The organism is Acidithiobacillus sp. YTS05 (assembly GCF_024396695.1).
Classification (GTDB): domain Bacteria; phylum Pseudomonadota; class Gammaproteobacteria; order Acidithiobacillales; family Acidithiobacillaceae; genus Igneacidithiobacillus; species Igneacidithiobacillus copahuensis.
Genome location: NZ_CP094359.1, coordinates 923,277 through 948,502 on the forward strand (window position 1 = coordinate 923,277; position 25,226 = coordinate 948,502).

General features: G+C 59.6%; 25 protein-coding genes. All 25 read left to right on the forward strand.

The window, feature by feature from the left end:
• The first annotated feature begins 7 nt into the window (after positions 1 to 7).
• Positions 8 to 1,714 (forward strand): flagellar basal-body MS-ring/collar protein FliF, encoded by a 1,707-nt coding sequence (gene fliF, locus MQE22_RS04650; RefSeq protein ID WP_255790174.1) that lies wholly within the window; start codon positions 8 to 10, stop codon positions 1,712 to 1,714.
• Positions 1,698 to 2,702 carry a flagellar motor switch protein FliG gene (gene fliG, locus MQE22_RS04655; RefSeq protein WP_215871959.1) on the forward strand — a complete coding sequence of 335 codons (1,005 nt, stop codon included), beginning with the start codon at positions 1,698 to 1,700 and terminating at the stop codon, positions 2,700 to 2,702. Before fliF ends, fliG begins: the two co-directional genes overlap by 17 nt.
• Positions 2,703 to 3,455, forward strand: coding sequence for a FliH/SctL family protein (locus MQE22_RS04660; protein ID WP_215871958.1), 753 nt, complete (start codon positions 2,703 to 2,705; stop codon positions 3,453 to 3,455).
• A 2-nt stretch (positions 3,456 to 3,457) separates the two neighbouring features.
• A complete protein-coding gene (gene fliI, locus MQE22_RS04665) occupies positions 3,458 to 4,828 on the forward strand; it encodes a flagellar protein export ATPase FliI (RefSeq protein WP_215871957.1) in 1,371 nt (456 codons plus the stop codon).
• Positions 4,825 to 5,271: a flagellar export protein FliJ gene (gene fliJ / locus MQE22_RS04670; RefSeq protein WP_215871956.1), complete on the forward strand. Its 447-nt coding sequence runs from the start codon at positions 4,825 to 4,827 to the stop codon at positions 5,269 to 5,271. Before fliI ends, fliJ begins: the two co-directional genes overlap by 4 nt.
• Positions 5,272 to 5,320: 49 nt before the next feature.
• Positions 5,321 to 6,658: a flagellar hook-length control protein FliK gene (locus tag MQE22_RS04675; protein WP_215871955.1), complete on the forward strand. Its 1,338-nt coding sequence runs from the start codon at positions 5,321 to 5,323 to the stop codon at positions 6,656 to 6,658.
• 10 nt (positions 6,659 to 6,668) lie between these two features.
• Entirely contained in the window at positions 6,669 to 7,682 is a 1,014-nt protein-coding gene (fliM, locus tag MQE22_RS04680; RefSeq protein WP_215871954.1) for a flagellar motor switch protein FliM, read from the forward strand.
• A gap of 2 nt (positions 7,683 to 7,684) precedes the next feature.
• Positions 7,685 to 8,164: a flagellar motor switch protein FliN gene (fliN, locus tag MQE22_RS04685; protein ID WP_215871953.1), complete on the forward strand. Its 480-nt coding sequence runs from the start codon at positions 7,685 to 7,687 to the stop codon at positions 8,162 to 8,164.
• Between the two features lie 29 nt (positions 8,165 to 8,193).
• On the forward strand, positions 8,194 to 8,691 hold the full coding sequence (gene fliO, locus MQE22_RS04690) for a flagellar biosynthetic protein FliO (protein WP_215871952.1): 498 nt from the start codon (positions 8,194 to 8,196) through the stop codon (positions 8,689 to 8,691).
• A complete protein-coding gene (gene fliP, locus MQE22_RS04695) occupies positions 8,607 to 9,386 on the forward strand; it encodes a flagellar type III secretion system pore protein FliP (protein ID WP_215871951.1) in 780 nt (259 codons plus the stop codon). The genes fliO and fliP overlap by 85 nt, the downstream gene beginning before the upstream one ends.
• 13 nt (positions 9,387 to 9,399) lie before the next feature.
• A complete protein-coding gene (fliQ, locus tag MQE22_RS04700; RefSeq protein ID WP_215871950.1) occupies positions 9,400 to 9,672 on the forward strand; it encodes a flagellar biosynthesis protein FliQ in 273 nt (90 codons plus the stop codon).
• Complete coding sequence (gene fliR / locus MQE22_RS04705; RefSeq protein WP_215871949.1) at positions 9,669 to 10,460, forward strand: flagellar biosynthetic protein FliR; 792 nt, start codon at positions 9,669 to 9,671, stop codon at positions 10,458 to 10,460. The genes fliQ and fliR overlap by 4 nt, the downstream gene beginning before the upstream one ends.
• A 3-nt stretch (positions 10,461 to 10,463) precedes the next feature.
• Entirely contained in the window at positions 10,464 to 11,594 is a 1,131-nt protein-coding gene (gene flhB / locus MQE22_RS04710) for a flagellar biosynthesis protein FlhB (protein ID WP_215871948.1), read from the forward strand.
• Positions 11,595 to 11,597: 3 nt separating this feature from the next.
• On the forward strand, positions 11,598 to 13,661 hold the full coding sequence (flhA, locus tag MQE22_RS04715) for a flagellar biosynthesis protein FlhA (protein WP_215885396.1): 2,064 nt from the start codon (positions 11,598 to 11,600) through the stop codon (positions 13,659 to 13,661).
• Between the two features lie 24 nt (positions 13,662 to 13,685).
• Positions 13,686 to 14,801: a flagellar biosynthesis GTPase FlhF gene (gene flhF / locus MQE22_RS04720; RefSeq protein ID WP_215871947.1), complete on the forward strand. Its 1,116-nt coding sequence runs from the start codon at positions 13,686 to 13,688 to the stop codon at positions 14,799 to 14,801.
• Between the two features lie 16 nt (positions 14,802 to 14,817).
• On the forward strand, positions 14,818 to 15,696 hold the full coding sequence (locus MQE22_RS04725) for a MinD/ParA family protein (protein WP_215871946.1): 879 nt from the start codon (positions 14,818 to 14,820) through the stop codon (positions 15,694 to 15,696).
• Positions 15,697 to 16,419: an RNA polymerase sigma factor FliA gene (gene fliA, locus MQE22_RS04730; RefSeq protein WP_215871945.1), complete on the forward strand. Its 723-nt coding sequence runs from the start codon at positions 15,697 to 15,699 to the stop codon at positions 16,417 to 16,419. It abuts the gene before it with no gap.
• Positions 16,419 to 17,162 carry a flagellar motor protein gene (locus MQE22_RS04735; protein WP_215871944.1) on the forward strand — a complete coding sequence of 248 codons (744 nt, stop codon included), beginning with the start codon at positions 16,419 to 16,421 and terminating at the stop codon, positions 17,160 to 17,162. Before fliA ends, MQE22_RS04735 begins: the two co-directional genes overlap by 1 nt.
• A 94-nt stretch (positions 17,163 to 17,256) precedes the next feature.
• Entirely contained in the window at positions 17,257 to 19,275 is a 2,019-nt protein-coding gene (gene uvrB, locus MQE22_RS04740) for an excinuclease ABC subunit UvrB (protein ID WP_215871943.1), read from the forward strand.
• Between the two features lie 174 nt (positions 19,276 to 19,449).
• Positions 19,450 to 19,716: an antitoxin gene (locus tag MQE22_RS04745; protein WP_215871942.1), complete on the forward strand. Its 267-nt coding sequence runs from the start codon at positions 19,450 to 19,452 to the stop codon at positions 19,714 to 19,716.
• A gap of 3 nt (positions 19,717 to 19,719) precedes the next feature.
• Positions 19,720 to 20,124 carry a type II toxin-antitoxin system VapC family toxin gene (locus MQE22_RS04750; RefSeq protein WP_215871941.1) on the forward strand — a complete coding sequence of 135 codons (405 nt, stop codon included), beginning with the start codon at positions 19,720 to 19,722 and terminating at the stop codon, positions 20,122 to 20,124.
• Between the two features lie 143 nt (positions 20,125 to 20,267).
• Positions 20,268 to 21,317: an NAD(P)-dependent alcohol dehydrogenase gene (locus tag MQE22_RS04755; protein ID WP_215871940.1), complete on the forward strand. Its 1,050-nt coding sequence runs from the start codon at positions 20,268 to 20,270 to the stop codon at positions 21,315 to 21,317.
• 137 nt (positions 21,318 to 21,454) lie between these two features.
• Positions 21,455 to 23,089: a CTP synthase gene (locus tag MQE22_RS04760; RefSeq protein ID WP_215871939.1), complete on the forward strand. Its 1,635-nt coding sequence runs from the start codon at positions 21,455 to 21,457 to the stop codon at positions 23,087 to 23,089.
• Entirely contained in the window at positions 23,089 to 23,937 is an 849-nt protein-coding gene (gene kdsA / locus MQE22_RS04765; RefSeq protein ID WP_215871938.1) for a 3-deoxy-8-phosphooctulonate synthase, read from the forward strand. Before MQE22_RS04760 ends, kdsA begins: the two co-directional genes overlap by 1 nt.
• On the forward strand, positions 23,934 to 25,214 hold the full coding sequence (gene eno, locus MQE22_RS04770; protein WP_215871937.1) for a phosphopyruvate hydratase: 1,281 nt from the start codon (positions 23,934 to 23,936) through the stop codon (positions 25,212 to 25,214). Before kdsA ends, eno begins: the two co-directional genes overlap by 4 nt.
• The last annotated feature ends 12 nt before the right edge of the window (positions 25,215 to 25,226 follow it).

Sequence of the window (25,226 nt, forward strand, 5' to 3'; positions counted from 1 at the left end):
ATGCCCCATGGCCGAACAAACCCTGAATCCGTCTGCCGCGCGTCTTGATCCGCGCCAGTGGCAACAACGCTGGCTGGAGATGCCAGCCAATCGTCGTTTCGCCTTTCTGGTGCTGCTTGCCGCTGTCGTTGCCGTGCTCCTCGTCGCGGCGCTGTGGCATGGCTCTGGCAGCTACCAGGTCCTTTACGCCGGGCTTTCCGATCGCGATGGCGGGCAGGTCATTGCGCAACTGCAGAAACTGAATGTTCCCTTTCGCATTACCGATGGGGGTACGGTCATTACCGTCCCCAGTAATGTGGTGTACAGCACGCGGATGAAGCTGGCGGCAGAGGGGTTGCCGCACGGCGATGCGGTGGGTTTCGAACTGCTCGACCACGAACCCATGGGCACCAGCGACTTTGTCGAACACGTCAACTATCAGCGGGCCCTGGAAGGCTCGCTCGAACGCACCATCTCCTCGTTGGGAGAAGTCGAGCACGCGCGGGTGCAACTGGCCATCCCCAAGCCATCGGTCTTTCTGGATCAGGAGCAGAAGCCGACCGCGTCGGTCATGCTTACGGTGTATCCGGGACGGCAACTTTCTGCCGGTCAGGTGGCGGGGATCGTCCACCTCGTTGCGGCCAGCGTGCCGGGTCTCGAAGACAAAAATGTCACGGTCGTCGATCAACACGGTAACCTCTTGAGTAGCAACGCCAACCAGTCCTTGGGTCTGCAGCCGGCGCAGTTCGCCTATCAGCAGGCGGTCGACGCGCAATATCAAAAGCGCATCGAGGCCATCATTTCCCCAATTGTCGGAAGCAGCGGGGTACATGTTGCGGTATCGGCGAACATCGACTTCGCCAAAAGTGAGAGTAGCTCGGTCACCTATGGTAAGAACCAGGTACTCAGCCAGCAGACCCATAGCAGTAGCAGTAACGGTGGTGAAGGGCCATATGGCGTGCCCGGGGCACTCTCCAATCAACCACCGGGGGTGGCAATTGCGCCCCTCACCGCGCCGGTGGTTTCCACACTCTCCCCGGCGGGACTGATTGCGCTGGCTCCCACCCTGAAGAGCCTGGCACCCACCCAGAGCAGCAACGACACGACCACTAATTACGATGTCGATAAAACCATCGTCCACACCGTCAGCCCCGTTGGCAGCGTCAAGCGGGTTTCCGTCGCCGTATTGATCGATGAAAAGCCGCTGCCGGGCGGGGATGGAAAGCAGTTTTCCGTCCTCGCGCCGGCGCAGATCCAACAGATCCAGCAGCTGGTGGAGGAAGCCATCGGCTACGATGCCAAGCGTGGTGACTCCGTAAAAGTCGTGCAGATGCCTTTTGCCGGCAGTCAGATGAACGCCGCTCTGCCGTGGTGGCAGCAGTCCTGGTTTCTCAGTCTGGCGCACGGCGCTCTGCGCTACCTGGCCATCCTGCTCCTCGCTTTCCTGCTCTTCCTGGGTCTCATCAAGCCGGTCTTGCGCCTGCTGCGGGAGCGCCAGGAACGGGCGCAAGCTGTCGCGCTGGCGTCGGCGCGCGGAGAGCAGGCGCCCGGACAGCAGGGAGTCTCACCGGGAACCCATTCAGGACCCGTTTGGGCCGGGGCAGAAGGAGAAGTCGAACTGCCGGCAGATCCCCTCAAGGCAGATCTATACGTGGCGCGGCAACTGGTGATGCAGGATCCCGCCCGCGCCGCCCAGGTGGTCAAGGAATGGTTGAACGGTGAGCAGCGAAGCTGATCTGAATGGCATTGAGCGCAGCGCCATTCTTCTGCTCAGTCTGGGCGAGGATGAAGCTGCCGAAGTAATGCGCCACCTCGGTCCACGCGAGGTGCAAAAGCTTGGTTCGATGATGGCAAAGATGGCCCAGGTCAGCACCGATCAGGCACGCACGGTACTCTCGGATTTTCGCGCTCGCCTGGAGCATCAGACGTCTTTGGGGATCGGCAGCGATCAGTACATTCGTGGCATGCTCACCAAGGCCTTGGGTGACAAGGCGGGTTCGATCATCGACCGCATCCTGCATGGTGGCGAGGCCAATGGTCTGGAAAATCTGAAGTGGATGGATGCCCGTTCGGTCGCCGATCTGATCAAGCTGGAGCACCCGCAGGTGCTTGCTATGATCCTCGCCTACATGGAACCCGAGCAGGCGAGTGAGGTGATTCATTTCCTGCCCGAGCGCACGGTTGGCGAGGCGATGATGCGTCTTGCCAGCCTGGAGACCGTGCAGCCGGGGGCCATTCGCGAGCTCAATGAGATCCTGGAGGAGCAGATTTCCGGCGACTCCCAATCTTTGCAGGTCGCGACCCTGGGTGGACCCAAGGCGGCGGCCGAGATTCTCAACCGGCTGGAAACCAGTCGCTCCGGCAGCATTTTGGATCAGATTCGCGAATCCGAGCCGGAATTGGCGGAAAAGGTACAGGAAAAGATGTTTGTCTTCGACGACCTCGCCAAGCTGGACGATCGCAGCTTGCAGGTCCTCTTGCGCGAAGTGCCATCCGATAGTCTCGTCGTTGCCCTGAAGGGGGCTCCGGGTCCGCTGCGCGAGAGCTTTTTTGCCAATATGTCCAAACGCGCCGCGGAAATGTTGCGGGACGACCTGGAAGCCAAGGGACCCGTGCGCCTGAGTGAGGTGGAAGCTGCGCAAAAGGCCATTTTGCAGGTGGCGCAGCGTCTCGATGCTGCGGGCCAGATCAACTTGAGTGGCGGTGGCGAGGAGATGCTGTAAATGGCCGACTCTGACGCCGACGTCATCCAGCGTGAGACGATTGCGAATTTGCGTGCTTGGCGGATGCCGCAAATGTCCGGTATCGCCACAGCGACGAGTGCGCAGGAGGTAGAGGAAAACCCGCCGGCCGAGGAGGCAGGCGAGGAAGTCGAGCCGCAGGACTTGCGTCTGCCAACGGCAGAAGCGCTGCAAAAGATGGTTGCACAGGCGGAAGAAGAGGGGCGACAACGTGGGCGGGAGGAGGGTTACGCCGCTGGGCGTGCGGAGGGCTTGCAAGCGGCTAGAAAAGATATCGAAACTTTTCGGCAACTGGTAGAGCAACTCGCCGTGCCTGTTGAGCAACTCAGCGACGGTGTGGAACAGGCCTTGCTCGCCTTGGCCCTAGAACTGGCAAGGCAGGTGATTCGCCAGGAGCTGCAGACGCATCCCGAGCAGATTCTACCGCTGCTGCGGGAGGCGCTGGTCAGTGTGCCTATCGCCGGAGGGGCAGCGGTCTTGCGCCTGCATCCACAGGATTGTGCGCTCGTCGAAGAACAGCTCCCCGAGCTGGTCGATGCGGGTGTTACTCTGGCGCCAGACGAAGCGCTGGAGCGGGGGTCGCTGATCGTACAGGCGGGCCTCGACATGGATTCCCTGCGTCCCGACCGCCGCTGGCGGGAGCGTTCCGAGGCGTCTGCGACGGAGCTCGACCTGCGCCTCGCGACGCGGTGGCGGCAGGTGTTGGACACCCTGTTTGCCGGGATCGAGGCCTGAGGATGGAAGCACTGACCCAGGAGCGCTGGGAGTCCCATCTTCTGCAGTTGCGCAAACGCCTACCTGAGACCTTGCCACCCTTGTTGCCGGGTGGTCGCTTGCTGCGGATTGTCGGTCTGGTCCTGGAGGCCGAAGGACTGAGCGCTGGCATTGGCTCGCGTTGTCAGGTGCGGGCAGCCAATGGCCGCGCGGTAGACGCGGAGGTGGTAGGTTTTCAGGATGGGCGTTTGCAGCTGATGGCTGCCGGTGATCTACACGGCGTCGCCCCTGGCGCGCGCGTCCAGCCCCTGGCGGGGGAGGCGCAAGGGGTTGCCAGTCCGACCATGCTCGGGCGGGTCGTCGATGGCCAGGGATTGCCGCTCGACGGCAAGGGCCCGCTGGCCGATGCGGAGCCGGTCTCCCTCACCGGAAAAGCCATCAATCCGTTGAATCGGGCGCCGATCCGACGGCCCCTGGACGTAGGCGTGCGCGCGATCAATGCTCTTTTTACCGTTGGTCGTGGCGCGCGCATGGGGCTTTTTGCCGGGAGCGGGGTAGGCAAAAGTGTGCTGCTCGGAATGATGGCACGCAACACCGAGGCCGATGTCATCGTCGTCGGTCTGATTGGTGAGCGCGGCCGTGAGGTGAAGGAGTTCATCGACGAGATTCTTGGGGAGGAAGGCCGGCGGCGAGCCGTAGTGGTCGCCGCCCCCGCAGACGCCCCAGCCCTGACGCGCATCCGGGGCGCGCACCTCAGCACTGCCATTGCCGAGTATTATCGTGAGCGTGGACAGCATGTGCTGCTCCTGATGGACTCGCTGACGCGCTATGCCATGGCCCAGCGCGAGATTGCGCTGGCGGTTGGTGAGCCGCCGGCGGTGCGCGGTTATCCGCCCTCGGTATTCGCCCGCTTGCCTGCCTTGGTAGAACGGGCAGGAAACGGCGACGTCGGGGGAGGGAGCATCACCGCCTTCTATACGGTGTTGATGGAAGGGGACGACCAGCAAGACCCCATCGCCGACAATGCCCGTGCAGTTCTCGATGGACATATCGTCTTGTCCCGCGCATTGGCGGAACAGGGGCACTATCCCGCGATCGATCTGGAATCCTCCATCAGCCGCGTCATGCCCAACATTAGCCCACCGCGTCAGGTACAGGCGATGCAGCGTTTGAAGCGCCTCTATGGTCGCTATCGCGAGCAACGTGATCTCATTGCCGTCGGTGCCTATGCCCCGGGAATGGACCCGGTGCTGGATCAAGCCGTGCAGTTGTATCCGCAGATCGAAAAATTTCTCTGTCAGAATCAGTTCGAGTCGGTCTCCTTGGCGCAGGCGCAGCAGGAATTGACGTCGCTCCTCCACGGGGGCCCGCTGGCGATGGGTCCTGAGGCATGAGCCGCGAGCAAACCATCCGCTACCTGCAGGATATGGCGGGTATGCGTGAGCAGGACCTGCGCCGTTCCCTGCTCGCGCAACGCCAGATGCTCAACCAGTTGCGGGAAAAGTATGCCTTGCTGCAGGGATATCTGGACCACTACCGGCAAGAGTCTGCCGCGCGGGAAGGCGCGGGGATTGCCGGGGGCGATATTCTGCGTTGGCGCGGCTTCCTGCAGCAATTGAACACGGTGCTGCAGCAGCAGGGGCAATTGATCCGGGAGCAAGAGCAGCGCCTGCAGCATATACAGGAGCAATGGCAGCAGGCCAAGGCCAGAGAACAGGGTTTTTCTCACCTTTTGCAACGTCTGGACCACGACCGGCAATTGGCAGCGTTAAAAAGGGCACAGAAGGAGATGGATGACTGGGCGTTGCGCGCAGTACAGATGCGTGTGGGGTTTTGATTGGATCGTTTTTTGCTTGGGACCTGGTATTGATAGCGGAGATTGGCGTATGAGTATGCTACCTGTAGGGGGGCTGGCAGCCCCAGAGCAGGCCGTGGCGGTCAGTGCCAAGGCGGAGACGAATCCGGGAGATACCGCTTCTGGCTTTGCCCAGGTCTTATCACAGCAGTCCGCGATAGGTGCTGTTGCTGCTCAGGGTGAAGGTAAGGTGCCGGATGCGTCCGGAGTCCTACGGAGTGCTACCGAAGCGCCCAGGAAAGGAGAGGCCGGACCCGCGCAGCAAACAGGAACCTCCGCGCAGGCCGCCGCTTTCAGTCAGAAGACCAGGAAAGAACCGCACGGGAAGGATCAGCCTGCGCCTGCCGGCCCCACGCGCGAGTTGGTTGCAGGGCCGGTTATGCACGGTCTGCCAGCGAACCCGTCCGGGTTGCAGCTTGTCGGCCGCAGCGCAGAGGGATCTTCGGCGACAAAGACTCCGGCTGTGAAAACGTCGCCGGTGAACCCTGCCTCGCTGCTGTCGGATGACGAAGAAAAAAAGGACGTGAAGGATGGCAAAGTTTCCAAGAATGCAGCCAACGGCGACACGCCTCTGCCAGTTTTGCTCGCGCCGGCAAATCTCTCGATAATGACCCCAGAGGGCGGAAAGGCCAAAGCCGAGGTCAAGAGCACGCAGAGCAGTCGCTTGCCCCATAACCTGCAGAGCAACGGCATCCCGCGTTTCGATCAGACCTCCTCGGGATCGACGCCGAGCGATATTGCCACTGCCAGCGAGCTGTTTCGACCGGAGCTGACGACCGCGCTGGCGACGGATTCCTTGACCGGCACAACGACGGGTATAACGGAAGTGGCAAAGTCGAAAGTAGATCTGACGAGTAGCGCCCTGTCTGGCAGCAACTCCCTGTTTGGTATCCTGCAGATGCCCCAGCTCGCAGGAAGCGTAGCGGCTCCGGCGCAGGTGCAGCTTTCGCCATCGCTGCAGGAGCAGCCTGCCTGGGGGCAGGCGCTTGCCCAGGGGGTACAATGGATGGCCCAGGGCGGCGTGCAGCAGGCCGTCATTCACCTTCATCCAGAACACCTCGGCCCCCTGGTGGTACAGTTGGAGCTGGGGCAGAACGGACAGGCCTCGGCGGTATTTCTATCGGCCCATGCCGACGTTCGGGCGGCGATCTCCGCAGCGGTACCGCAACTGCAACAAAATTTTGCCGCCATGGGCCTGAATCTTGGTCAGGCAAGTGTGGGTTCTGGTTGGTCAGGTAGCGCGGGCGAGCAGCGCAATGAGCGCGGAGCCAGCGATGCCGATGACGGCTCGACGGATGCCGTCGCCCCTGTGCTGTCCGCGCCGCAGGCGCTGATGACGCATCAGGGCTTGTTGAGCACTTTCGTGTAGGCGCTCGCGTATGAGTCAGCAAATCCTGAGTCAGGACGAGGTGGACGCGCTCTTCCAGGGTATGAATGAGGGCGAGGTCGACCTGTCCCCGGGCGATCTGCCAGAGGAGGGCGGAATACGTCCCTACGATCTGGCCAATCAGGATCGTATCGTACGGGGGCGCATGCCCACCCTGGAGGTGATGAACGAGCGTTTTGCCCGACTGTGGCGGGTCAGTTTATTTAATTTCCTGCGTCGCAGTGCCGAGATTTCCATTGGTACAGTGAAGCTGGTGAAATACAGTGAGTTCATTCGCAGTCTGGTGGTGCCCAGCAATATCAATATCGTTTCCTTGAAGCCCTTGCGCGGCAGTTGTCTTTTTGTCTTTGATCCCCGCCTGATATTCTCTGTCATCGACAATTATTTCGGTGGTGACGGGCGTTTTCATGCGCGTATCGAGGGGAGGGACTTTACTCCATTGGAGTCCCGAATCATCAACAAACTGTTGGGGATGGCGCTGCAAGACTTCAAGACGGCATGGAAGCCGGTCATCGATCTGGTGCCGGAGTTGCAGCGGTCTGAAGTGAATCCACAATTTGTGAATATTGCCACCCCGACGGAGGTGGTGATTACCACGGAGTTTCATGTGGAGCTCGAATCGGGATCTGGATCTCTGCAGGTATGCCTGCCCTACGGTATGGTCGAGCCGGTGCGTGACCAGCTTACCGCAGGTACCATGGCGGATCGCTCGGAGGTCGATAAACGCTGGATTCAATCGCTTAACAGCGAATTGCAGGAAGCCGAGCTAAATCTGCAGATTGAATTCGTTCGCAAAAAATTGACTCTGGGACAGATCCTGCAATTGCGCGACGGTGACGTGATTCCGATTGACATGCCCGAACAGCTGTTGGCCCGGGTGGAAGGCATTCCGGTGTTTTCCGGTCGTTACGGTGTGCATGGTGAAAAGTATGCCATTCAGTTTGATCATGGCCTGACACCGGAAACAGAAGAAGGCTTGAGCGCCATGGCGGCGTGGGAGAAATAAAGATGGCCGAAAAGGAGAAGGATAGCTCGGATCAGAGTGCTGCTGACGACATCATGGCAGATTGGTCGGCGGCCCTGGCAGAGCAGGAGGCGGCAGTGCCCACGCCGGGTGAGACGGCGGCTGACGAGGGAGCTGATACTGGCAAAAGAACGGCTACAGATTCCGCTGGAGCATCACCGGTCTCCATGCCTTCTTTGCAGGATGCAGGTACTGCGGAAAAAGTTGCTAACCTTGATATGATTCTCGACATTCCCGTCACGCTTTCCGTCGAACTCGGGCACACCAAGATTCAGATTCGCAATCTCCTGCAATTGGCGCAGGGATCGGTAGTGGAACTCGAGCGTCTGGCGGGTGAGCCGATGGATGTTCTGGTGAACGGCTATCTGATTGCCCAGGGCGAGGTGGTCCTGGTCAATGATAAATTTGGCATCCGGCTGACCGATATCATCAGTCCCGCCGAGCGCGCGAAGAAGCTCCGTTGAAGCAGCCGCGCCCTGTCAAGGATTCGTCGTTGCAACTGTCAAGACTCCGTCATCTGCTTCTTCTGCTGCTGCTTACCCCGCTTCCTGCGTTTGCTGCGCAGACGGAGCCAGCAGTCTTTTCCCCTTGGGCAATCCTGCGTCTGATCGCCACCCTGATCCTCGTACTACTGGTATTTTTCGCCTTGATCTGGCTCTTTCGTCGTCTGCAACCTGGTGCTGCCGGTGTCTCGGGTAGCCCCATGCGGGTCTTGGCATCGCTCCCCCTCGGCACGCGGGAACGCCTCTTGCTAGTGGAGGTCGGCAAGCAGCAGTTACTGCTGGGAGCGACGCCGGCCGGGATCACCCTCCTGCATACCCTCCCAGAACCGCTGCCCGTGGATTCTGGCAGTCCGGCCTTTTCCGGCTGGCTGCGGCAAGCAATGGAGAGGTGTAAGCAAGAGCAATGGCAAAATCAGCAAGCAAGATCCGCCGGGGAAAAGCCGTCCTCCTCAGTAGCGGGATCCTCTTCGGAGGGCTCTTCCTCCTAAGCAGTCCGGTCCTGGCAGCGGGACTGCCGGGGGTGACGGCGACGCCCACCGCCGGCGGGGGTACCGACTACAGCTTGAGCATCCAGACGCTGCTTTTCATGTCGGTGCTGGTGTTCTTGCCCGCGATGCTGCTCATGATGACGGCCTTTACCCGCATCATCATCGTACTTTCGTTGCTCAAACAGGCCCTGGGCTCAACCCAGATGCCACCCTCCCAGGTGATGGTGGGGCTGGCGCTGTTCCTGACCTTTTTTGTGATGGCGCCGGTGTTTCAAAAGCTGAATACCGAGGCCTTGCAGCCGCTGGCGAATAATCAGATCAGCCTGGATCAAGCGATGGACCGTTCTGCAGGCCCGTTGCGCACTTTCATGCTGGCACAAACGCGGCCGGATGACCTGGCATTGTTTGTCAAATTGTCCGGTCATAAGCAATTGCGCGCACCGGAAGATACGCCTATGGATCTGCTGATTCCGGCATTCATTACCTCGGAACTCAAGACAGGCTTTCAGATCGGATTTCTGATTTTTATCCCTTTCGTGATCATTGACCTGGTGGTGGCAGCAGTATTGATGTCTTTGGGAATGATGATGTTATCGCCGGTTACCGTATCATTTCCCTTCAAATTGATGCTGTTTGTTCTGGTCAATGGCTGGGATCTGGTCATTGGCTCTCTGGTGCAAAGCTTCGTGCACTAGGAAGGAGGCAAAAATGAGTCCGGGTAGTGTCATTACCGTGGCTGAGCATGCAATTTGGACGGCACTCTGGCTGTCTCTTCCCCTTCTTGGCGTCGCTCTGGTGGTTGGGGTATTGGTGAGCATTTTTCAGGCAGCAACGCAGATCAATGAAATGACTCTGAGCTTTGTGCCCAAGGTCCTTGTGCTTGCCCTCGTGGGGGTGATCGCTGGCCCGTGGATGCTGCAACTGATGATGAGCTACACCACCCATCTGTTTCAGCAGATTCCGCAATTGATCAGCCAATGATCAGCATCAGTAGCCTGCAGATAGACCACTGGATCGGCGCTTTTTTCTGGCCTTTCGTGCGGATTCTGGCCTTTCTCAGCACCGCGCCGGTATTCAGTGCGACACAAATCCCCATACAGGTACGGGTTGGTCTGGCAGTGCTGCTCAGTGTGGCGCTGGCGCCGGCCTTGCCGGCCATGCCGCCAGTGGATTTTTTGAGCGGCGGGGGAGTGCTCTTGCTGATCGAACAGATCCTTATCGGCGTCAGTATTGGCTTTGCCGTGACCCTGATTTTCAGTGCAGTACAATTTGCCGGATCGGTCATCAGTCTGCAGATGGGGCTCGGCTTCAGTACCTTCTTTGATCCGCAGACGGGCGTGGAGATTCCCACTCTCTCCAATTTTTTGAATCTTGTCGTGCTGTTGCTTTTCATGGCCCTGAACGGGCAATTGCTGACGTTGGTGGTGCTCGATCGCAGTTTCACGATTTTTCCGGTAAGTGATCAGATCGTTCTCCACGCAGATGCCTGGCACAGCCTGGCAGCGGCGGGCGCTATGGTTTTTTCCCTGGGTCTGGCAATTGCAGCGCCGGTCCTGGGGGCGCTGTTGTTGATCAATATCGCTTTGGGGGTCTTGAGCAAGCTGGCACCACAGCTCAATCTCTTTGTCATCGGTTTTCCGTTGTTGATTGTCGTGGGATTCATTGCCCTGGCTTTGCTGATGCCGGCCATGCAGATGCTGGTGCGACAACTGCTGCAGATCTCTTTGCATCTCAGCGGTCAGGTATTGCTACAAGCGGCGCGAGGTTGAACGATGGCCGAAGAGAGCGGGCAGGAGCGCAACCAACAGCCGACCGGAAAACGCATCGAGGAGGCGCGGCGGAAAGGGCAGGTGCCGCGCTCCCGCGAGCTTTCCACCAGTGCGGTTTTGCTCGCAGCGGCGGTATTGTTTTACTTTTTTGGGGCGCGTTTGTCCTCTGCCAGTAGCGACTTTCTGCGGGCCGGATTGCACTTGTCGCCTGCGGTGATGCTGAACGAACGCGATATGTTGCGCCAACTGGTACAGATGACCACCTTCGCCCTGGAATGGCTGCTGCCGTTTTTGTTGATTCTGGTGCTGGTCGTGCTCTTTTCCGGGATGGTTCTGGGGGGCTGGAACTTCAGTGGCAAGGCTTTGGTGCCTGATTTTTCCCATCTCAATCCGCTGACGGGGCTGCAACGTATGGTTTCCAAGCATGCACTGCTGGAGCTCGTCAAGGCGCTGCTCAAGGCACTGGTGATTGGCGGCATTGGCGTGACCCTGGTCTACGCGCAGCGTCGCGCCCTGCTGGGATTGATCCACGAGAGCCCGCAGGTTGCCATTCATCATCTCTTCGCCATGCTTGGCCTGCTCTTTGTCTTCATGGCCGGCAGTACCCTGCTGATCGTTGCCTTTGATGTGCCATTTCAGCTTTGGTCCTACAACGAAAAACTCAAAATGACCGAACAAGAGGTCAAGGACGAGATGAAAGAGCAGGAGGGCAATCCCGAGGTCAAGCGCAGGATCCGTAGCCTGCAACGGGAGATGGCGCGGCGGCGCATGATGGCGGCGGTACCCAAGGCCAGTGTGGTGGTCACTAACCCCACCCACTTTGCGGTGGCTCTCCGCTACGAGGAGGGTAAGGACATTGCGCCGGTCCTGCTCGCCAAGGGCGCCGATGTCGTGGCGGCAAAAATCCGGGAAATTGCACGCGCGCATGGGATCCCCCTGGTCGAGGCGCCACCCTTGGCGCGTGCCTTGTATCACCACGTGGAGTTGGAGCAGCAGATCCCGGCCACCCTCTACCGGGCGGTGGCCGAACTGTTGGCCTATCTCTATCAGCTACGGGTCGCCCGTCCTGGGAAGATGCCCGAACTGCCGCAGCAATGGTCAGTCCCGGCCGAACTCGATCAGGGAGGGAAATAAGTGATGGATAGCATTCTGCGCTTACTGCGCCGGATCAACTGGCACACCCTGGCGGCGCCAATCCTGGTGATCATGATCCTGGCGATGCTGATCATTCCCCTGCCGACCTTTCTCCTCGATATCTTTTTCACCTTCAACATCAGCCTGGGCCTGATCATCCTGCTGGTCAGTCTCTACATGACCAAGCCTCTGGAGTTCTCTGCCTTTCCCACGGCATTGTTATTGACGACCCTGCTGCGCCTATCCCTGAATGTCGCCGCGGCCCGGATTATCCTGCTGCACGGGCAGAATGGTACGGGCGCCGCCGGTGTCGTCATCGAATCTTTTGGCCAGTTTGTTGTAGGGGGCGATTACGCCGTTGGCATCATCGTTTTCGCCATCCTGGTCATCATCAACTTCGTGGTGATTACCAAGGGTGCCGGGCGGATCGCGGAAGTGAGTGCCCGCTTTACCCTGGACGCCATGCCGGGCAAGCAAATGGCCATCGACGCGGACCTCAACGCCGGCCTGATCGATCAGCAGGAGGCGCAACGGCGACGCCAGGAGATTGCCCAGGAGGCAGACTTCTTCGGTGCCATGGATGGTGCCAGTAAATTCGTGCGCGGTGATGCCATCGCTGCCATCCTGATTTTGTTCATCAACCTCATCGGTGGCCTGATTATCGGCGTCTGGCAGCATGGGCTGTCGCTGAGCACCGCTGCGCACGACTATACCCTGCTCAGTATCGGCGATGCCCTCGTGGCGCAGATTCCGGCCCTGGTCATTTCGATCGCCGCTGGCATTGTCGTCAGTACCGTCAATACCGGCACTGACCTGGGTAGCCAACTGCTGGGCGAACTGCTGCGCAATGATGAGGCACTGATCGTCGTGGCCATCATCTTTGCCCTGCTCGGGCTGATTCCCGGTATGCCGCATATTCCCTTCCTCGGTGCCGCACTGGTCCTCGGCGGCTACGCGTGGTGGCGGCGGCGTCAGCGCCCCAAGGAAGTGGAGAGTCCGCCGCCGTCGGCAAGCGAGCCGGAGGAGGTCAATTGGGATAGCGTCGAACCGGTCGACCCTCTCGGCCTGGAGCTAGGCTACCGCCTGATTCCGTTGGTCGACAAGGGAAGTGGCGGCGAATTACTGGCGCGTATTCGCGGGGTGCGCAAAAAATATGCGCAGGACTTCGGCTTTCTCGTGCCGGCGGTACATGTGCGTGATAACCTCGAATTGCGCCCGACCTTGTATCGCATCACCATCCGTGGAGTGGAGGTAGCGAGTGGTGAGGTCCTGCCGGATCTGCTTCTCGCCATCGACCCAGGTAATGTCCTCGGCCCCCTCGAGGGCACCCCCACCCGTGACCCGAGTTTTGGCTTGCCGGCGGTGTGGATCGACGCCCAGAGCCGTGACAAGGCGGTAGCCCTGGGCTACACCGTTGTGGACCCAGCCACCGTGATCGCCACCCATCTGCATCAGGTGCTGCAGCAGCGGGCGGCCGAGCTCCTGGGGCGCGAGGAGGTCGAGGGGCTGCTCTCCCATCTGGCCGTTCGTTCCCCCAAACTGGTTGAAGATGTCATTCCCAAACTCCTCTCGGTCGACAGGTTCAAGAAGATCCTGCAGAACCTGCTACGGGAATCCGTGCCGATCCGCGACTTGCGGACGATCGTCGAAACCTTGGCGGAACATGCCGCCGAGAGTCAGGATGTCGACGCCTTGACTGCCGCCGTTCGTCAGGCCTTAGGTCCTTACATTGTGCAGAACCTGTTTGCGGGGCAGAACGAGCTGCCGGTCGCGGTTCTTGATGCAACGCTGGAACAGTTATTGCATGATAGTCTTCGTAATAGTAGTGAACACGGTCAGAGTGAACAGATCGAACCGGGCTTGGCGCAGAAGGTATTGGAAAAGGCGGGGACGTTGATGCAACAGATGGAGGCGAATGGGATGCAGCCGGTGCTTTTGGCCATGGGACCCTTGCGCGGTTTCCTGGCTCGCTTCCTGGCCCGCTCGGCGCCACGCCTGCGGGTGCTTTCTTATGGCGAGATTCCCGATAACAAGCGCATCCGAGTGGTCGGTACTCTAGGCGCTTGATGGCTCTGAAAGGATGAATGGACGATGAAGATGCGCAGATTCCAAGGTAGCACGACGCGCGAGGTCCTGACACAAATACGACAGGCCCTGGGGCCAGACGCCGTCATACTCTCCAATCGCAATCTCGCCGACGGGGTGGAGATCGTCGCCGCCATCGACTTTGATGAAGCCGAGCTGATGGCCGCCGCCACCGCCAAGCCGCAGAAGCCGGTCATTGATCAGGCCGCGACTGAGCAGACGGAGACAGAGACGAGAGCAGTGCAGAAACCGGAACCAGTCCGGCAAGAATTGCAAGCATTGCGTGCCCTCGTCGAGAAGCGCTGGGGCCGTCAGCCCGTCGCCAATAGTGTGGCGCCTCCTGCTCTCGATCGGGCGCGTTTGCAGGGTCTTGGTTTTCACGCAGCGCTGTTGTCGCAGCTGGAACGTGCGGCAGCAGAGTTGGGGGCGCGCGAAGGGATGATTCATGTCCTGCAGGAGCAGATCGGCGCGTTGTCCGATCCCCTGGGTGATGCCGGCATCATTGCGCTGCTTGGCCCGACCGGGGCGGGCAAGACAACCAGTGTGGCCAAGCTCGCTGCGCAGCAGGTCTTGCGCTATGGTCCGGAGACGGTCGCCCTGTTCACCAGTGATACCTACCGCATTGCGGGGGTGGAGCAGCTCAACATCTACGCAAAGATCCTCGGGGTGCCGGTAGAGGTCTTGCGCGGCCCGCAGGATCTCTTGTCCGCTCTGCAGAAGCATCGGGGCAGGCGCTGGATTTTCATCGATACCATGGGCCTCAGCCCGCGTGACGAGCGTCTCAACGAGCAACTGCAGTGGCTCGATGCGCTGGGCGACAATCTGCGACGTTTGCTGTTGCTACCCGCAAGTCTCGCCCAGCAGAGTCTCGATCAGGTATTGCAGCCCTACGCCAAGCTCTCTCTCACGGCAGCAATACTGAGCAAGCTCGACGAGGCACCCGCCTGTGGCGCGGTGCTGGAGTGGCTGGCGGCAAGAAAACTGCCTCTCGCCTATCTTAGTGATGGGCAAAAGGTCCCTGAGGATATTCAGCCCGTTACCTGGGATTTCCTGGCGGATGCCATGGGGCTGGCTACGGGCGCCCTCGCCGCCGGTGGCAACAGTCGGTATCATGAAGCGTGAAATAATGGAGCCACCAATGGCGATGCAAGACTACGGAGATCAGGCGGACGGATTGCGGCGGATGCAGGGCGGGGCAGCCAGGGTTTTGGCGATCGCCAGTGGCAAGGGCGGGGTTGGCAAGAGCAACCTTGCCGTCAACCTGGCGCTGGCGTTTGCGGCGCGCAGAAAGCGCACGATCCTCTTCGACGCGGATCTTGGTCTGGGTAATGTGGATGTCCTCCTGGGATTGAGTCCGCGTTATCACCTTGCCCATGTTCTGGCCGGAGAAAAGACCCTGGCAGAGATCATCCTTTCGGGTCCTGAGGGGATCGAAGTGCTGCCTGCTGCCAGCGGTATCGCGGACATGGCCAATCTGGATGTCCGACAACAGTCTGGCCTGCTCGATGCCCTTGCCGCCTTGGAGCGAAGCTACGATTACCTGATCCTGGACCTTGCTGCGGGGATTGGCCCAGACGTTTTACGCTTTTCGCGGGCCGCTGACCACGTCCTCGTCGTTGTCACCAACGAGCCGGCATCCATCACCGACGCTTATGCCTTCATGAAGGTGTTACGTCGAGACTACGGTTTGCGGGATTTTTCGGTGGTCACCAATATGGTCCGCGACGCCACCGAGGGCGAAAAGCTCTTCTCGCGCCTTGCCGCAGTCGCACGGCAGTACCTGGAAATCCACCTTCGGCACGCCGGAACGATCCCTATGGACCAGTACCTGCGTAGCGCAGTGCGCACCCAGCAGCCGCTCCTGCTACGTTTTCCCGATAGTGGTGCGGCGAAGGCCTTTCGTATCCTTGCTGATTCCATTCTCGCCTGGCCGAGTCCCAGGCAGGTGACGGGAACGTCAGCAAATCTGTTTTCCTCCCGCCTTTTGCTTGAGGAAGGCCCCGCCGGACAACCGTGAATGTCAGACCGCATCATCGACAGTGCAACGCGTAGCGCGCAGGTGGCAGAGTATCTGCCCCTGGTGCAGCGGATTGCACAGCGTCTGCTGGTGCGGCTGCCTCCCAGCGTCGATCTCGGAGATCTGGTACAGGCGGGTCTAATGGGTCTGCTTGATGCCCTGGAGCAAAAAGAGGGCAGTGCCAACGATGCGGCCTTCCAGAGTTACGCCGCGATCCGTATTCGCGGGGCGATGCTGGATGAGCTGCGCGAGCAGGACTGGTTGCCTCGGCGTGCGCGCCAGCGGGAGCAGAAGATTGCCAAAGGGATGGCGCGCCTGGAGCAGCGCCTCGGGCGCGCGGTGAGCGAGGAAGAACTGGCCGAAGATCTGGGTTGGACCCTGAAAGAGTATCAGGAAGCCCTGCGCGATGGCGGCGGGCAGTTACTGTATCTGGAGGATTTGTCCAGCGACAACGAGAGCTTTGTGGCGCAGCATTTGCGTGATGACGGCGAAGATCTCCCCGAGATTCTGAGCGCCCAGCATTTTCAGCGCGATCTGGAGCATGCGATTGCTCGTCTGCCGGAGCGGGAACGGCTGGTCATGGCGCTCTACTACCAGGAAGATCTGACCTTGCGCGAGATCGGCAAGGTCCTGGATCTCACCGAGTCGCGGGTGTCCCAGATCCTGCGCCAGGCCGTCTTGCGCCTGCGTTCGTCGCTCATCGACTGGCGTGAGGAGGCGTGATGGATTTCCTTACCATCATTGGTGTGCTGGTTGCCATCGGCGGGATCCTGCTGGGTCAGTTTCTCGATGGCGGGAATCTTGCCTCCATCATCCAGCTCACGGCCTTCTGCATTGTCATTGGCGGGACGACCGGTGCCGTGATGATCCAGTACAAATTGCCGGTCTTTGTGCGCTCGCTCAAGATGTTACCCTGGGTGCTGAAGGCGCCGGCTATCGATCCGCAACCCTTGATCGAGCAATTGGTGGAGTGGAGTCATACGGCACGAAAAAATGGTTTGCTTGCCCTGGAAGGGAGCCTGGACAGCGTCGCCGATCCCTTTCTGCGCAAAGGCTTGCAAATGCTCGTCGATGGTACTGAGCCGCAGAAAATTCGTGATACCCTGCTGGTCGAGCTGGAGGCACGGGAAGCCATCGAACGGCAGGCAGCCAAGGTCTTCGAATCTGCGGGAGGCTACTCGCCCACCATCGGTATTCTCGGCGCCGTCCTTGGACTCATTCACGTCATGGAAAATCTTGCCGATCCGGCCAAGCTCGGTGCCGGCATCGCCACCGCCTTCGTTGCCACCATCTACGGTGTCGGCTCGGCCAATATCTTTTTTTTGCCGGTATCCAACAAAATCAAAGGGATCGTCCACGAACGCAGTTATCTACGGGAAATGACGATCGAAGGACTCGTGGCGGTAGCCGAGGGCGAGAATCCGAAGATCATCGAGGCTCGGCTGCAGAGTTTTTATGTACACTAGGGACGTGGCGCGAGCACGGAACTAGAGAATCAGCGCCCTTCCGCCCATCTGCAACTCGGACTAAGCTTGATGCTTCTGGTAGAGCGAGGGCGAGATGGAAAAACGGCAAATGGTACTGGAAAGCCTCTTTCCCCCCCAAGGCGATCAACCCAAGGCCATCGCAGGGCTGGTACAGGGGCTGCAGGCCGGGGAATTCTTCCAGACCCTGCTCGGGGTGACCGGCTCCGGTAAGACCTTCACCATGGCCAACGTGATCGCGCAGACGCAGCGGCCGGCCATCGTCATGGCCCCGAACAAGACCCTGGCGGCACAGCTCTACGCCGAGCTGCGCGCCTTCTTCCCCCATAATGCCGTCGAATATTTCGTCAGTTATTACGATTACTATCAGCCCGAGGCCTATGTGCCGTCCTCTGATACCTTCATCGAGAAGGACGCCTCGATCAACGATCATATCGAGCAGATGCGCCTGTCGGCGACCAAGGCCCTGCTCGAACGGCCGGATGTGATCATCGTTGCCACCGTATCCGCCATCTATGGTCTGGGGGATCCAGCTGCGTATCACCGCATGATTCTGCATCTGCGGGAGGGCGACCAGATGGAGCAGCGCGCCATCCTGCGGCGTCTCGCTGACATGCAATACAGTCGTGATCCTCTGGAGCTTAAACGCAGTACCTTTCGGGTGCATGGCGATGTCATCGATATCTGGCCGGCCGAGAGCGAAGACGAGGCGGTGCGGGTGGAGCTCTTTGGCGACGAGATCGAGCGCGTTTCCCTCTTCGATCCCCTGACCGGCAAGACCATCACCCGTTTGGCGCGCTACACCGTCTATCCGAAAAGCCACTATGTGACGCCGCGCGAGACCATTCTTGCGGCCATCGAACACATCAAGGACGAGTTACGGGAGCGTCTGGAAACCCTGCGCGAGGCCAACAAGCTGGTGGAGGCGCAGCGTCTGGAACAGCGCACCCGCTTCGACCTGGAGATGATGGCAGAATTGGGTTACTGCTCGGGTATCGAAAACTATTCCCGCTACCTTTCCGGACGCGCGCCGGGGGAGCCCCCGCCGACGTTGATGGACTATATGCCGGAGAATGCATTGCTGTTCATGGACGAATCTCATGTGACGGTACCGCAGTTCGGTGGCATGTATAAGGGCGATCGTTCGCGCAAGGAAACCCTAGTCGAATATGGTTTTCGCCTCCCCTCGGCGCTCGATAACCGACCGCTGATGTTTGCGGAGTTCGAGCGCCTCATGCCGCAGACCGTTTTTATCTCCGCGACGCCCGGCCCTTACGAGCTGGAACACTCCAGTGCCGTTGTCGAACAAGTGGTGCGCCCCACGGGGCTGGTCGATCCCGAGGTGGAGGTGCGGCCAGCACAGGGGCAGGTGGACGATCTGGTGAGCGAGATCCACCAGGTGATCGCCAGTGGCTGGCGCATTCTCGTCACTACCCTCACCAAGCGTATGGCCGAGGACCTGACCGATTATTTGCATGATTTGGGCATCCAGTGTCGCTATCTGCATTCCGATATCGAGACCGTGGAGCGGGTGGAGATCATTCGCGATCTGCGCGCCGGGGTCTTTGATGTATTGATTGGCATCAACTTGTTGCGGGAAGGGCTCGACATGCCCGAGGTGGCTTTGGTGGCTATCCTCGACGCCGACAAGGAGGGTTTTCTGCGTTCCGAACGCTCCCTGGTGCAGACCATCGGCCGCGCCGCGCGCAACCTGCATGGGCGCGCCATCCTCTACGCCGATGTCGTCACCGGCTCCATGGAGCGGGCGATTCGTGAAACCGAACGCCGGCGCGAGAAGCAGCTCGCCTTCAATACCCAACATGGCATCACCCCCAAGGGCATCCATAAGCCCGTTGCCGATATCATCGAGGGGGTCTATCACCGCAGCGGCAAGGGCCGTGCCAAGGCTGCCGAGCCGGTTGCCACCTATGCAACCGATGATCCGCAAAAGCTGGCGAAGCAGATCAAGGGTCTGGAAGAGCAGATGTACCGTCACGCGCGCAACCTGGAGTTTGAGGAGGCAGCGCGCCTGCGCGACCAGATCCACCAGTTGCAGGCCCGCCTCTTCGGGCCTGAGGCGACGGCGGTCATCTGAGCCGTTTCGCGCTCGGTCGTTCCATTTAATTCTTGCGTGCAATGGCGCAAGTTCGCCAGCATCGGCAATACTCGCCAACAAACTTTTGTCGGACACCGGCTGGGGCAAGGGGCTGTGGATTGAAGGAGTTGCGCACGCGGTATATCCTGTATACACATTGCTCAGGAGGTCATCATGCAGACCCGCGTATTCAAGAGTGGAAACTCTCTGGCCATTCGGATTCCCAAGGAACTAGCGATTGTCGAGGCGAGCCAGGAAGTGGAAATCGAGCGAGTTGGTAACACCTTGGTGATTAAACCTTTGGAAAAGAAGACCTTGGCAGATTTGCCGGACATTTTTGCGATGTTCAGCCCGGATTTTATGGCAGGAGGTCGAGAATTCCACGAACAAAAAGAACGCGATTGGGGAGATTTCGATCAGACCGCAGAAAAACCGGATTGATCGATGCTGTACATGCTCGACACCAATATCTGCATTTATCTCGCCAAGCGACGCCCAGCCTCCCTGCTTTCCCGATTTCAGACGCTTGAACAGGGAGAGGCGGTCATGTCGGCGGTGACCTATGCCGAATTGCGGGCAGGTATCGAGATGCAGCCCGCCAACCGGGCGCATGATGAAAAGATTCTGAGTTTGATTGTGAGCCGTGTCCCCATCGTGTCTTTTGAGGAAGAGGCATCCGTGGCTTATGGATTTCTCCGTGCGGCCATTCCAAACCGCCGTCGTGATGCCCTCGATCGCCTCATTGCCGCCCATGCGCTTAGCTTGGGGGCTACCCTGGTTACCAACAACGAGGCTGATTTCCGGGACTATCCGGGACTGCTGGTGGAAAACTGGGTCGCTGCTGCATAAGCGGCCCCGAAAATTGCCCGCTTGGTCGCGTGGAAGCTTCTGTTTAGATACTTTAGAGGCGCTGTAGGGTTTTAGCGGTTTTGCCAGGGCACTGCGTTTATCCTATAATCTACCGACCGGTTGGTATTTATAAGGAGATGCTCATGAGTTCTGTCAAAGCCTACGCTGCTCAAGCCGCTGATACCCCATTGGCCCCCTTTCAGCTGGATCGCCGCGAACCTGGTCCCGAGGATGTGCAGATCGATATCCTCTACTGCGGGGTCTGTCATTCCGACCTGCACACCGCGCGCAACGAGTGGCATAACACCCTCTATCCCTCGGTCCCTGGGCATGAAATCGTTGGTCGGGTAACGGCAGTGGGTAGTGCCGTCAGCAAGTTCAAGGTGGGCGAGCTGGCGGGGGTAGGCTGTATGGTCGACAGTTGTGGCCACTGCAGTTCTTGCCATGAGGGTGAAGAACAATATTGTGAGAATGGTTTTACCGGCACCTACAATGGACCGGTTTTCGGCGGCGAGAATACCTATGGAGGATATTCCCAGCGCATCGTGGTGAAGGAGTCCTTCGTCCTGAAAATTTCCCACAACGAGAAAGATCTGGCGAGTGTGGCGCCATTGCTCTGTGCTGGCATCACTACCTATTCGCCATTGCGGCATTGGAAAGTAGGACCGGGGATGACCGTCGGCATCGTTGGTCTGGGGGGACTGGGGCACATGGGGGTTAAACTCGCTCATGCCATGGGAGCGCATGTTGTCTTGTTCACTACCTCGCCGGGTAAGATGGAGGATGCCAAGCGCCTGGGCGCCGATGAAGTCGTCATCTCCAAAGATGCCCAGCAGATGGCGAAGCAGGCAAACCGCTTTGATTTCATTCTCAACACCGTGGCAGCGCCCCATGATATCAATGGCTTTTTGCAACTGCTGAAGCGTGATGGCACCATGACCCTGGTCGGTGTGCCGGAACATCCACATCCGTCGCCAGAGGTTGCGAGCCTGATCTTCAAGCGTCGCAGTCTCGCTGGCTCCCTCATCGGCGGCATCGCCGAGACCCAGGAAATGCTCGATTTCTGCGCCGAGCATGGGATTGGCTCCGACATCGAGGTCATTCCCATGGACTATGTCAACACGGCCTACGAGCGTATGTTGAAAAGCGACGTGAAATATCGCTTCGTCATCGATATGGCCAGCTTGAAGTAGCGCAATCCACCGGGGCGAGGCCTTCTATCCCGCTTCGCCCCTGGACATGATGGCGTCCAGATGCCGGTCGCGACGTTGTTTGTCTGGCCGGATTTGGCTACCATGCAGGCGTTTTTGCAGAGCGACTGAGGGGCACGATGACCAAGTATATTTTTGTCACCGGCGGGGTCGTCTCCTCTCTCGGTAAGGGTGCGGCGGGCGCGGCCCTGGGGGCATTGCTGGAAGCGCGTGGCCTGCGGGTGACCATGCTCAAGCTCGACCCATACATCAATGTCGATCCGGGTACCATGAGCCCCTTCCAGCATGGCGAGGTTTTTGTGACCGCGGATGGGGCGGAAACCGACCTCGACCTGGGCCACTACGAGCGCTTCCTCTCCGCGCGTATGAGCAAGCGCAATAATTTCACCACCGGTCTGGTCTACCAGACGGTCATCGAGAAAGAACGTCGCGGCGACTATCTGGGTCGCACGGTGCAGGTCATTCCGCACATCACCGATGAGATCAAGCGCCGCATTCGCCTGGGCGCGGAAGGGGCGGATGTCGCCCTGGTGGAGATTGGCGGCACGGTGGGAGATATCGAGTCGCAACCCTTCCTGGAGGCCATCCGGCAGATGGCGGTAGAAGAAGGGCGGGGCAATACCATCTTCCTGCACCTGACCCTGGTTCCTTACCTGCCCTCGGCGGGGGAGATGAAGACCAAGCCGACCCAGCATTCCGTGCGCGAGCTGCGCGCCATCGGCATTCAGCCCGACGTGCTGCTCTGTCGCGCCGATCGCCCCATTCCGGAAGATCATCGCGCCAAGATTGCGCTCTTTTCCAACCTGCCCGATCGCGCCGTGATCTCCGCCATCGATACCGACAGCATCTATCGCATCCCGCTGCTTTTCCATGCCCAGGGGCTGGACGAGCTGGTGGTGGAAGATCTGCATTTGCCTGCCCAGCAGCCGGATCTATCGGTCTGGGAAGGCATCATCGATGCCATGGAACACCCGCAGGGAGAGTTGTGCATTGCGCTGGTCGGCAAGTACGTCGGGCTGACGGAGTCCTACAAATCGCTTTCCGAAGCGTTGTTACATGCGGGGCTGCGAGCCCGGCGCAAGATCCGCTTTCTCTTTGTGGATGCGGAAGAAATCGAAGAAAGGGGGCCGGAGTGTCTGGCGGATGCCGATGCCATTCTCGTGCCAGGCGGCTTTGGCGGACGTGGCACGGAAGGAAAAATCCGCGCCATTCGCCACGCGCGCGAACAGCGGATTCCCTACCTCGGGATCTGTCTGGGCATGCAGTTGGCCGTCGTCGAATTCGCCCGCCACTGTGCTGGGCTGTCCCATGCCAACAGTACCGAACTCGATCCCAATACCCCGGAACCAGTTATCACCTTGATGCAAGGATGGACCGATCCCGATGGACAGGTGACCTATCGCGAGGCCGGCGGCAACCTGGGCGGGACGATGCGTCTGGGAGCGCAGGTTTGCCGGCTCGAAGCGGACAGCTTGGCCGAACGCGCCTATGGCCGCCGGGAAATCGAAGAGCGGCATCGCCATCGCTTCGAGTTCAACAATCGCTATCTGGCGCCATTGCAGAAGGCAGGTCTGCGCTTTTCCGGGTTCTCTGCCGATGGTGCGTTGGTAGAAGTAGTCGAATTGCCGGATCATCCCTGGTTTCTGGGGTGTCAATTTCATCCGGAATTCACCAGTAATCCACGCGAAGGTCATCCGCTCTTCGATGCCTTTGTCAGTGCCGCACAGAGTTACCGTACCCAGGGGGGCCGCTGATGAAACTGTTGGGATTTCCGGTAGGGCTGCGCGAGCCGTTTTTTTTGATTGCCGGACCCTGCGCCATCGAGAGCGAGGACTTGGCGCTGCGCAGTGCTAGATCCTTGCGAGAAATTTGCGATCGTCTCGGCATTCATCTCATCTACAAAAGCTCCTACGACAAGGCCAATCGCTCTTCGGGTGGCAGCTTTCGCGGACCGGGAATGGAGGAAGGGCTGCGGATTCTGCAAAAAGTGCGTACTGAGATCGGTGTGCCCGTGCTCACCGACGTGCACGAGAAGGAAGATGTAGCAGCGGTCGCCCAGGCGGTGGACGTGCTGCAGACCCCTGCCTTCCTCTGTCGTCAGACCGATTTCATCCAGGCGGTCGCTGCGGCGGGCAAGCCCGTCAACATCAAGAAAGGTCAGTTTCTGGCCCCTTGGGATATGGCCAATGTGGTGACTAAGGCCAAGGCAACCGGCAACGAGGACATCCTCGTCTGTGAGCGCGGCGTCAGTTTTGGGTACAATAATCTGGTTTCTGACATGCGATCGTTGGCGGTGATGCGTCAGACCGGGTGCCCGGTGGTCTTCGATGCCACCCACTCGGTACAGCTGCCGGGGGGGCAGGGTGACCGCTCGGGCGGGCAGCGGGAATTCGTACCGGTACTGGCGCGGGCAGCCGTGGCGGCGGGCGTTTCCGGCCTGTTCATGGAAACCCACCCGGACCCGCGCTGTGCCCTCTCCGATGGTCCTAATGCCTGGCCTTTGGGGCAGATGGAAGCACTCCTGCGGGTACTGCAACAAATCGATCACGTCGTCAAAGCGCAAGATTTCCCTGAAGACCATCCTGAGGAGTTACTACCATGACCGCCATCGTCCAGATCCATGCCCGAGAAGTGCTCGATTCCCGTGGCAATCCCACTGTCGAAGCCGAAGTAACCCTGGAAAATGGTGCCATGGGTCGTGCCATTGTGCCGAGCGGCGCCTCCACCGGCGAGCGCGAGGCCGTCGAGCTGCGTGACGGTGGCGAGCGTTTTGGCGGCAAGGGGGTGCGCAAGGCGGTCGAGAACGTCAATGGCGAAATCCAGGATCTTCTTCTCGGCATGGAGGTAGAGAATCAGGCGGAACTCGATGCCGAGCTCTGTGCCCTGGATGGCACGGCCAACAAATCGCGCCTGGGTGCCAATGCGATCCTCAGCGTCTCCCTCGCCTGCGCCCATGCCGCAGCGCGCTCCTTGGGACTGCCCTTGTATCGCTATATGGGAGGCCTGGGACCGATCCAGTTGCCGGTACCGATGATGAATGTCATCAATGGCGGCGCCCATGCCGACAATGCCATCGATATGCAGGAATTCATGCTTATTCCCGCGGGTGCGGAGTCGTTTTCTGAGGCCCTGCAGATGGGCGTCGAGGTCTTCCATCGGCTGAAGGCGGTGCTGCATGGTCGGGGCCTGGCGACCACCGTCGGGGATGAGGGCGGCTTTGCCCCCAACCTGCCCTCCAACGAGGCGGCTCTGGAACTGCTCGTCGAGGCCATCAGTCAGGCCGGATATACCCCCGGTGAGGATATCTGGCTGGGTATGGACGCGGCATCCAGCGAATTTTTCCGCGACGGGTACTATCATCTGAGCAGTGAAGGCCGCTCGCTGGACAGTGGCCAGTTTGTCGATTACCTCAATGATTTGGTCGACCGTTATCCCATCCTGAGTATTGAAGATGGTATGGATCAAAACGACTGGGAAGGTTGGGTGCAGCTCACCGACCGCTTGGGGGATCGCCTGCAGCTGGTCGGTGATGATATTTTCGTCACCAATACCAGCATCCTGCGGGAGGGCATCGATCGCGGCGTGGGTAACAGTATCCTGATCAAGCTCAATCAGATCGGCACCCTGACCGAGACCCTGGCGGCCATCGAAATGGCCAAGACGCACTGCTACACTGCCATCGTCTCCCATCGGTCCGGTGAAACCGAAGACACTACGCTGGCGGATCTGGCGGTGGCCACTGGTTGTGGGCAGATCAAGACGGGCTCCCTGTCGCGCACCGATCGGGTGGCTAAATACAACCGCCTGCTGCGCATCGAAGAAGAACTTGCCGATGCCGCACGCTTCCCGGGCCTTGCAGCTTTTTACAATCTGGACTAATACTGTAGTCAA

Excerpts from the sequence above, each read along its gene's own strand:
- MQE22_RS04750 (WP_215871941.1), top strand. The coding sequence starts at position 19,720 with ATGCTGTACATGCTCGACACCAATATCTGCATTTATCTCGCCAAGCGA.
- MQE22_RS04675 (WP_215871955.1), top strand. The coding sequence starts at position 5,321 with ATGAGTATGCTACCTGTAGGGGGGCTGGCAGCCCCAGAGCAGGCCGTG.
- uvrB (WP_215871943.1), top strand. The coding sequence starts at position 17,257 with ATGGAAAAACGGCAAATGGTACTGGAAAGCCTCTTTCCCCCCCAAGGC.
- fliM (WP_215871954.1), top strand. The coding sequence starts at position 6,669 with ATGAGTCAGCAAATCCTGAGTCAGGACGAGGTGGACGCGCTCTTCCAG.
- fliA (WP_215871945.1), top strand. The coding sequence starts at position 15,697 with ATGTCAGACCGCATCATCGACAGTGCAACGCGTAGCGCGCAGGTGGCA.
- MQE22_RS04760 (WP_215871939.1), top strand. The coding sequence starts at position 21,455 with ATGACCAAGTATATTTTTGTCACCGGCGGGGTCGTCTCCTCTCTCGGT.
- fliF (WP_255790174.1), top strand. The coding sequence starts at position 8 with ATGGCCGAACAAACCCTGAATCCGTCTGCCGCGCGTCTTGATCCGCGC.
- fliJ (WP_215871956.1), top strand. The coding sequence starts at position 4,825 with ATGAGCCGCGAGCAAACCATCCGCTACCTGCAGGATATGGCGGGTATG.
- MQE22_RS04755 (WP_215871940.1), top strand. The coding sequence starts at position 20,268 with ATGAGTTCTGTCAAAGCCTACGCTGCTCAAGCCGCTGATACCCCATTG.
- MQE22_RS04725 (WP_215871946.1), top strand. The coding sequence starts at position 14,818 with ATGGCGATGCAAGACTACGGAGATCAGGCGGACGGATTGCGGCGGATG.
- fliI (WP_215871957.1), top strand. The coding sequence starts at position 3,458 with ATGGAAGCACTGACCCAGGAGCGCTGGGAGTCCCATCTTCTGCAGTTG.
- MQE22_RS04745 (WP_215871942.1), top strand. The coding sequence starts at position 19,450 with ATGCAGACCCGCGTATTCAAGAGTGGAAACTCTCTGGCCATTCGGATT.
- MQE22_RS04735 (WP_215871944.1), top strand. The coding sequence starts at position 16,419 with ATGGATTTCCTTACCATCATTGGTGTGCTGGTTGCCATCGGCGGGATC.
- kdsA (WP_215871938.1), top strand. The coding sequence starts at position 23,089 with ATGAAACTGTTGGGATTTCCGGTAGGGCTGCGCGAGCCGTTTTTTTTG.
- fliP (WP_215871951.1), top strand. The coding sequence starts at position 8,607 with ATGGCAAAATCAGCAAGCAAGATCCGCCGGGGAAAAGCCGTCCTCCTC.
- MQE22_RS04660 (WP_215871958.1), top strand. The coding sequence starts at position 2,703 with ATGGCCGACTCTGACGCCGACGTCATCCAGCGTGAGACGATTGCGAAT.
- flhF (WP_215871947.1), top strand. The coding sequence starts at position 13,686 with ATGAAGATGCGCAGATTCCAAGGTAGCACGACGCGCGAGGTCCTGACA.
- eno (WP_215871937.1), top strand. The coding sequence starts at position 23,934 with ATGACCGCCATCGTCCAGATCCATGCCCGAGAAGTGCTCGATTCCCGT.
- fliQ (WP_215871950.1), top strand. The coding sequence starts at position 9,400 with ATGAGTCCGGGTAGTGTCATTACCGTGGCTGAGCATGCAATTTGGACG.
- fliN (WP_215871953.1), top strand. The coding sequence starts at position 7,685 with ATGGCCGAAAAGGAGAAGGATAGCTCGGATCAGAGTGCTGCTGACGAC.
- flhA (WP_215885396.1), top strand. The coding sequence starts at position 11,598 with ATGGATAGCATTCTGCGCTTACTGCGCCGGATCAACTGGCACACCCTG.
- flhB (WP_215871948.1), top strand. The coding sequence starts at position 10,464 with ATGGCCGAAGAGAGCGGGCAGGAGCGCAACCAACAGCCGACCGGAAAA.
- fliR (WP_215871949.1), top strand. The coding sequence starts at position 9,669 with ATGATCAGCATCAGTAGCCTGCAGATAGACCACTGGATCGGCGCTTTT.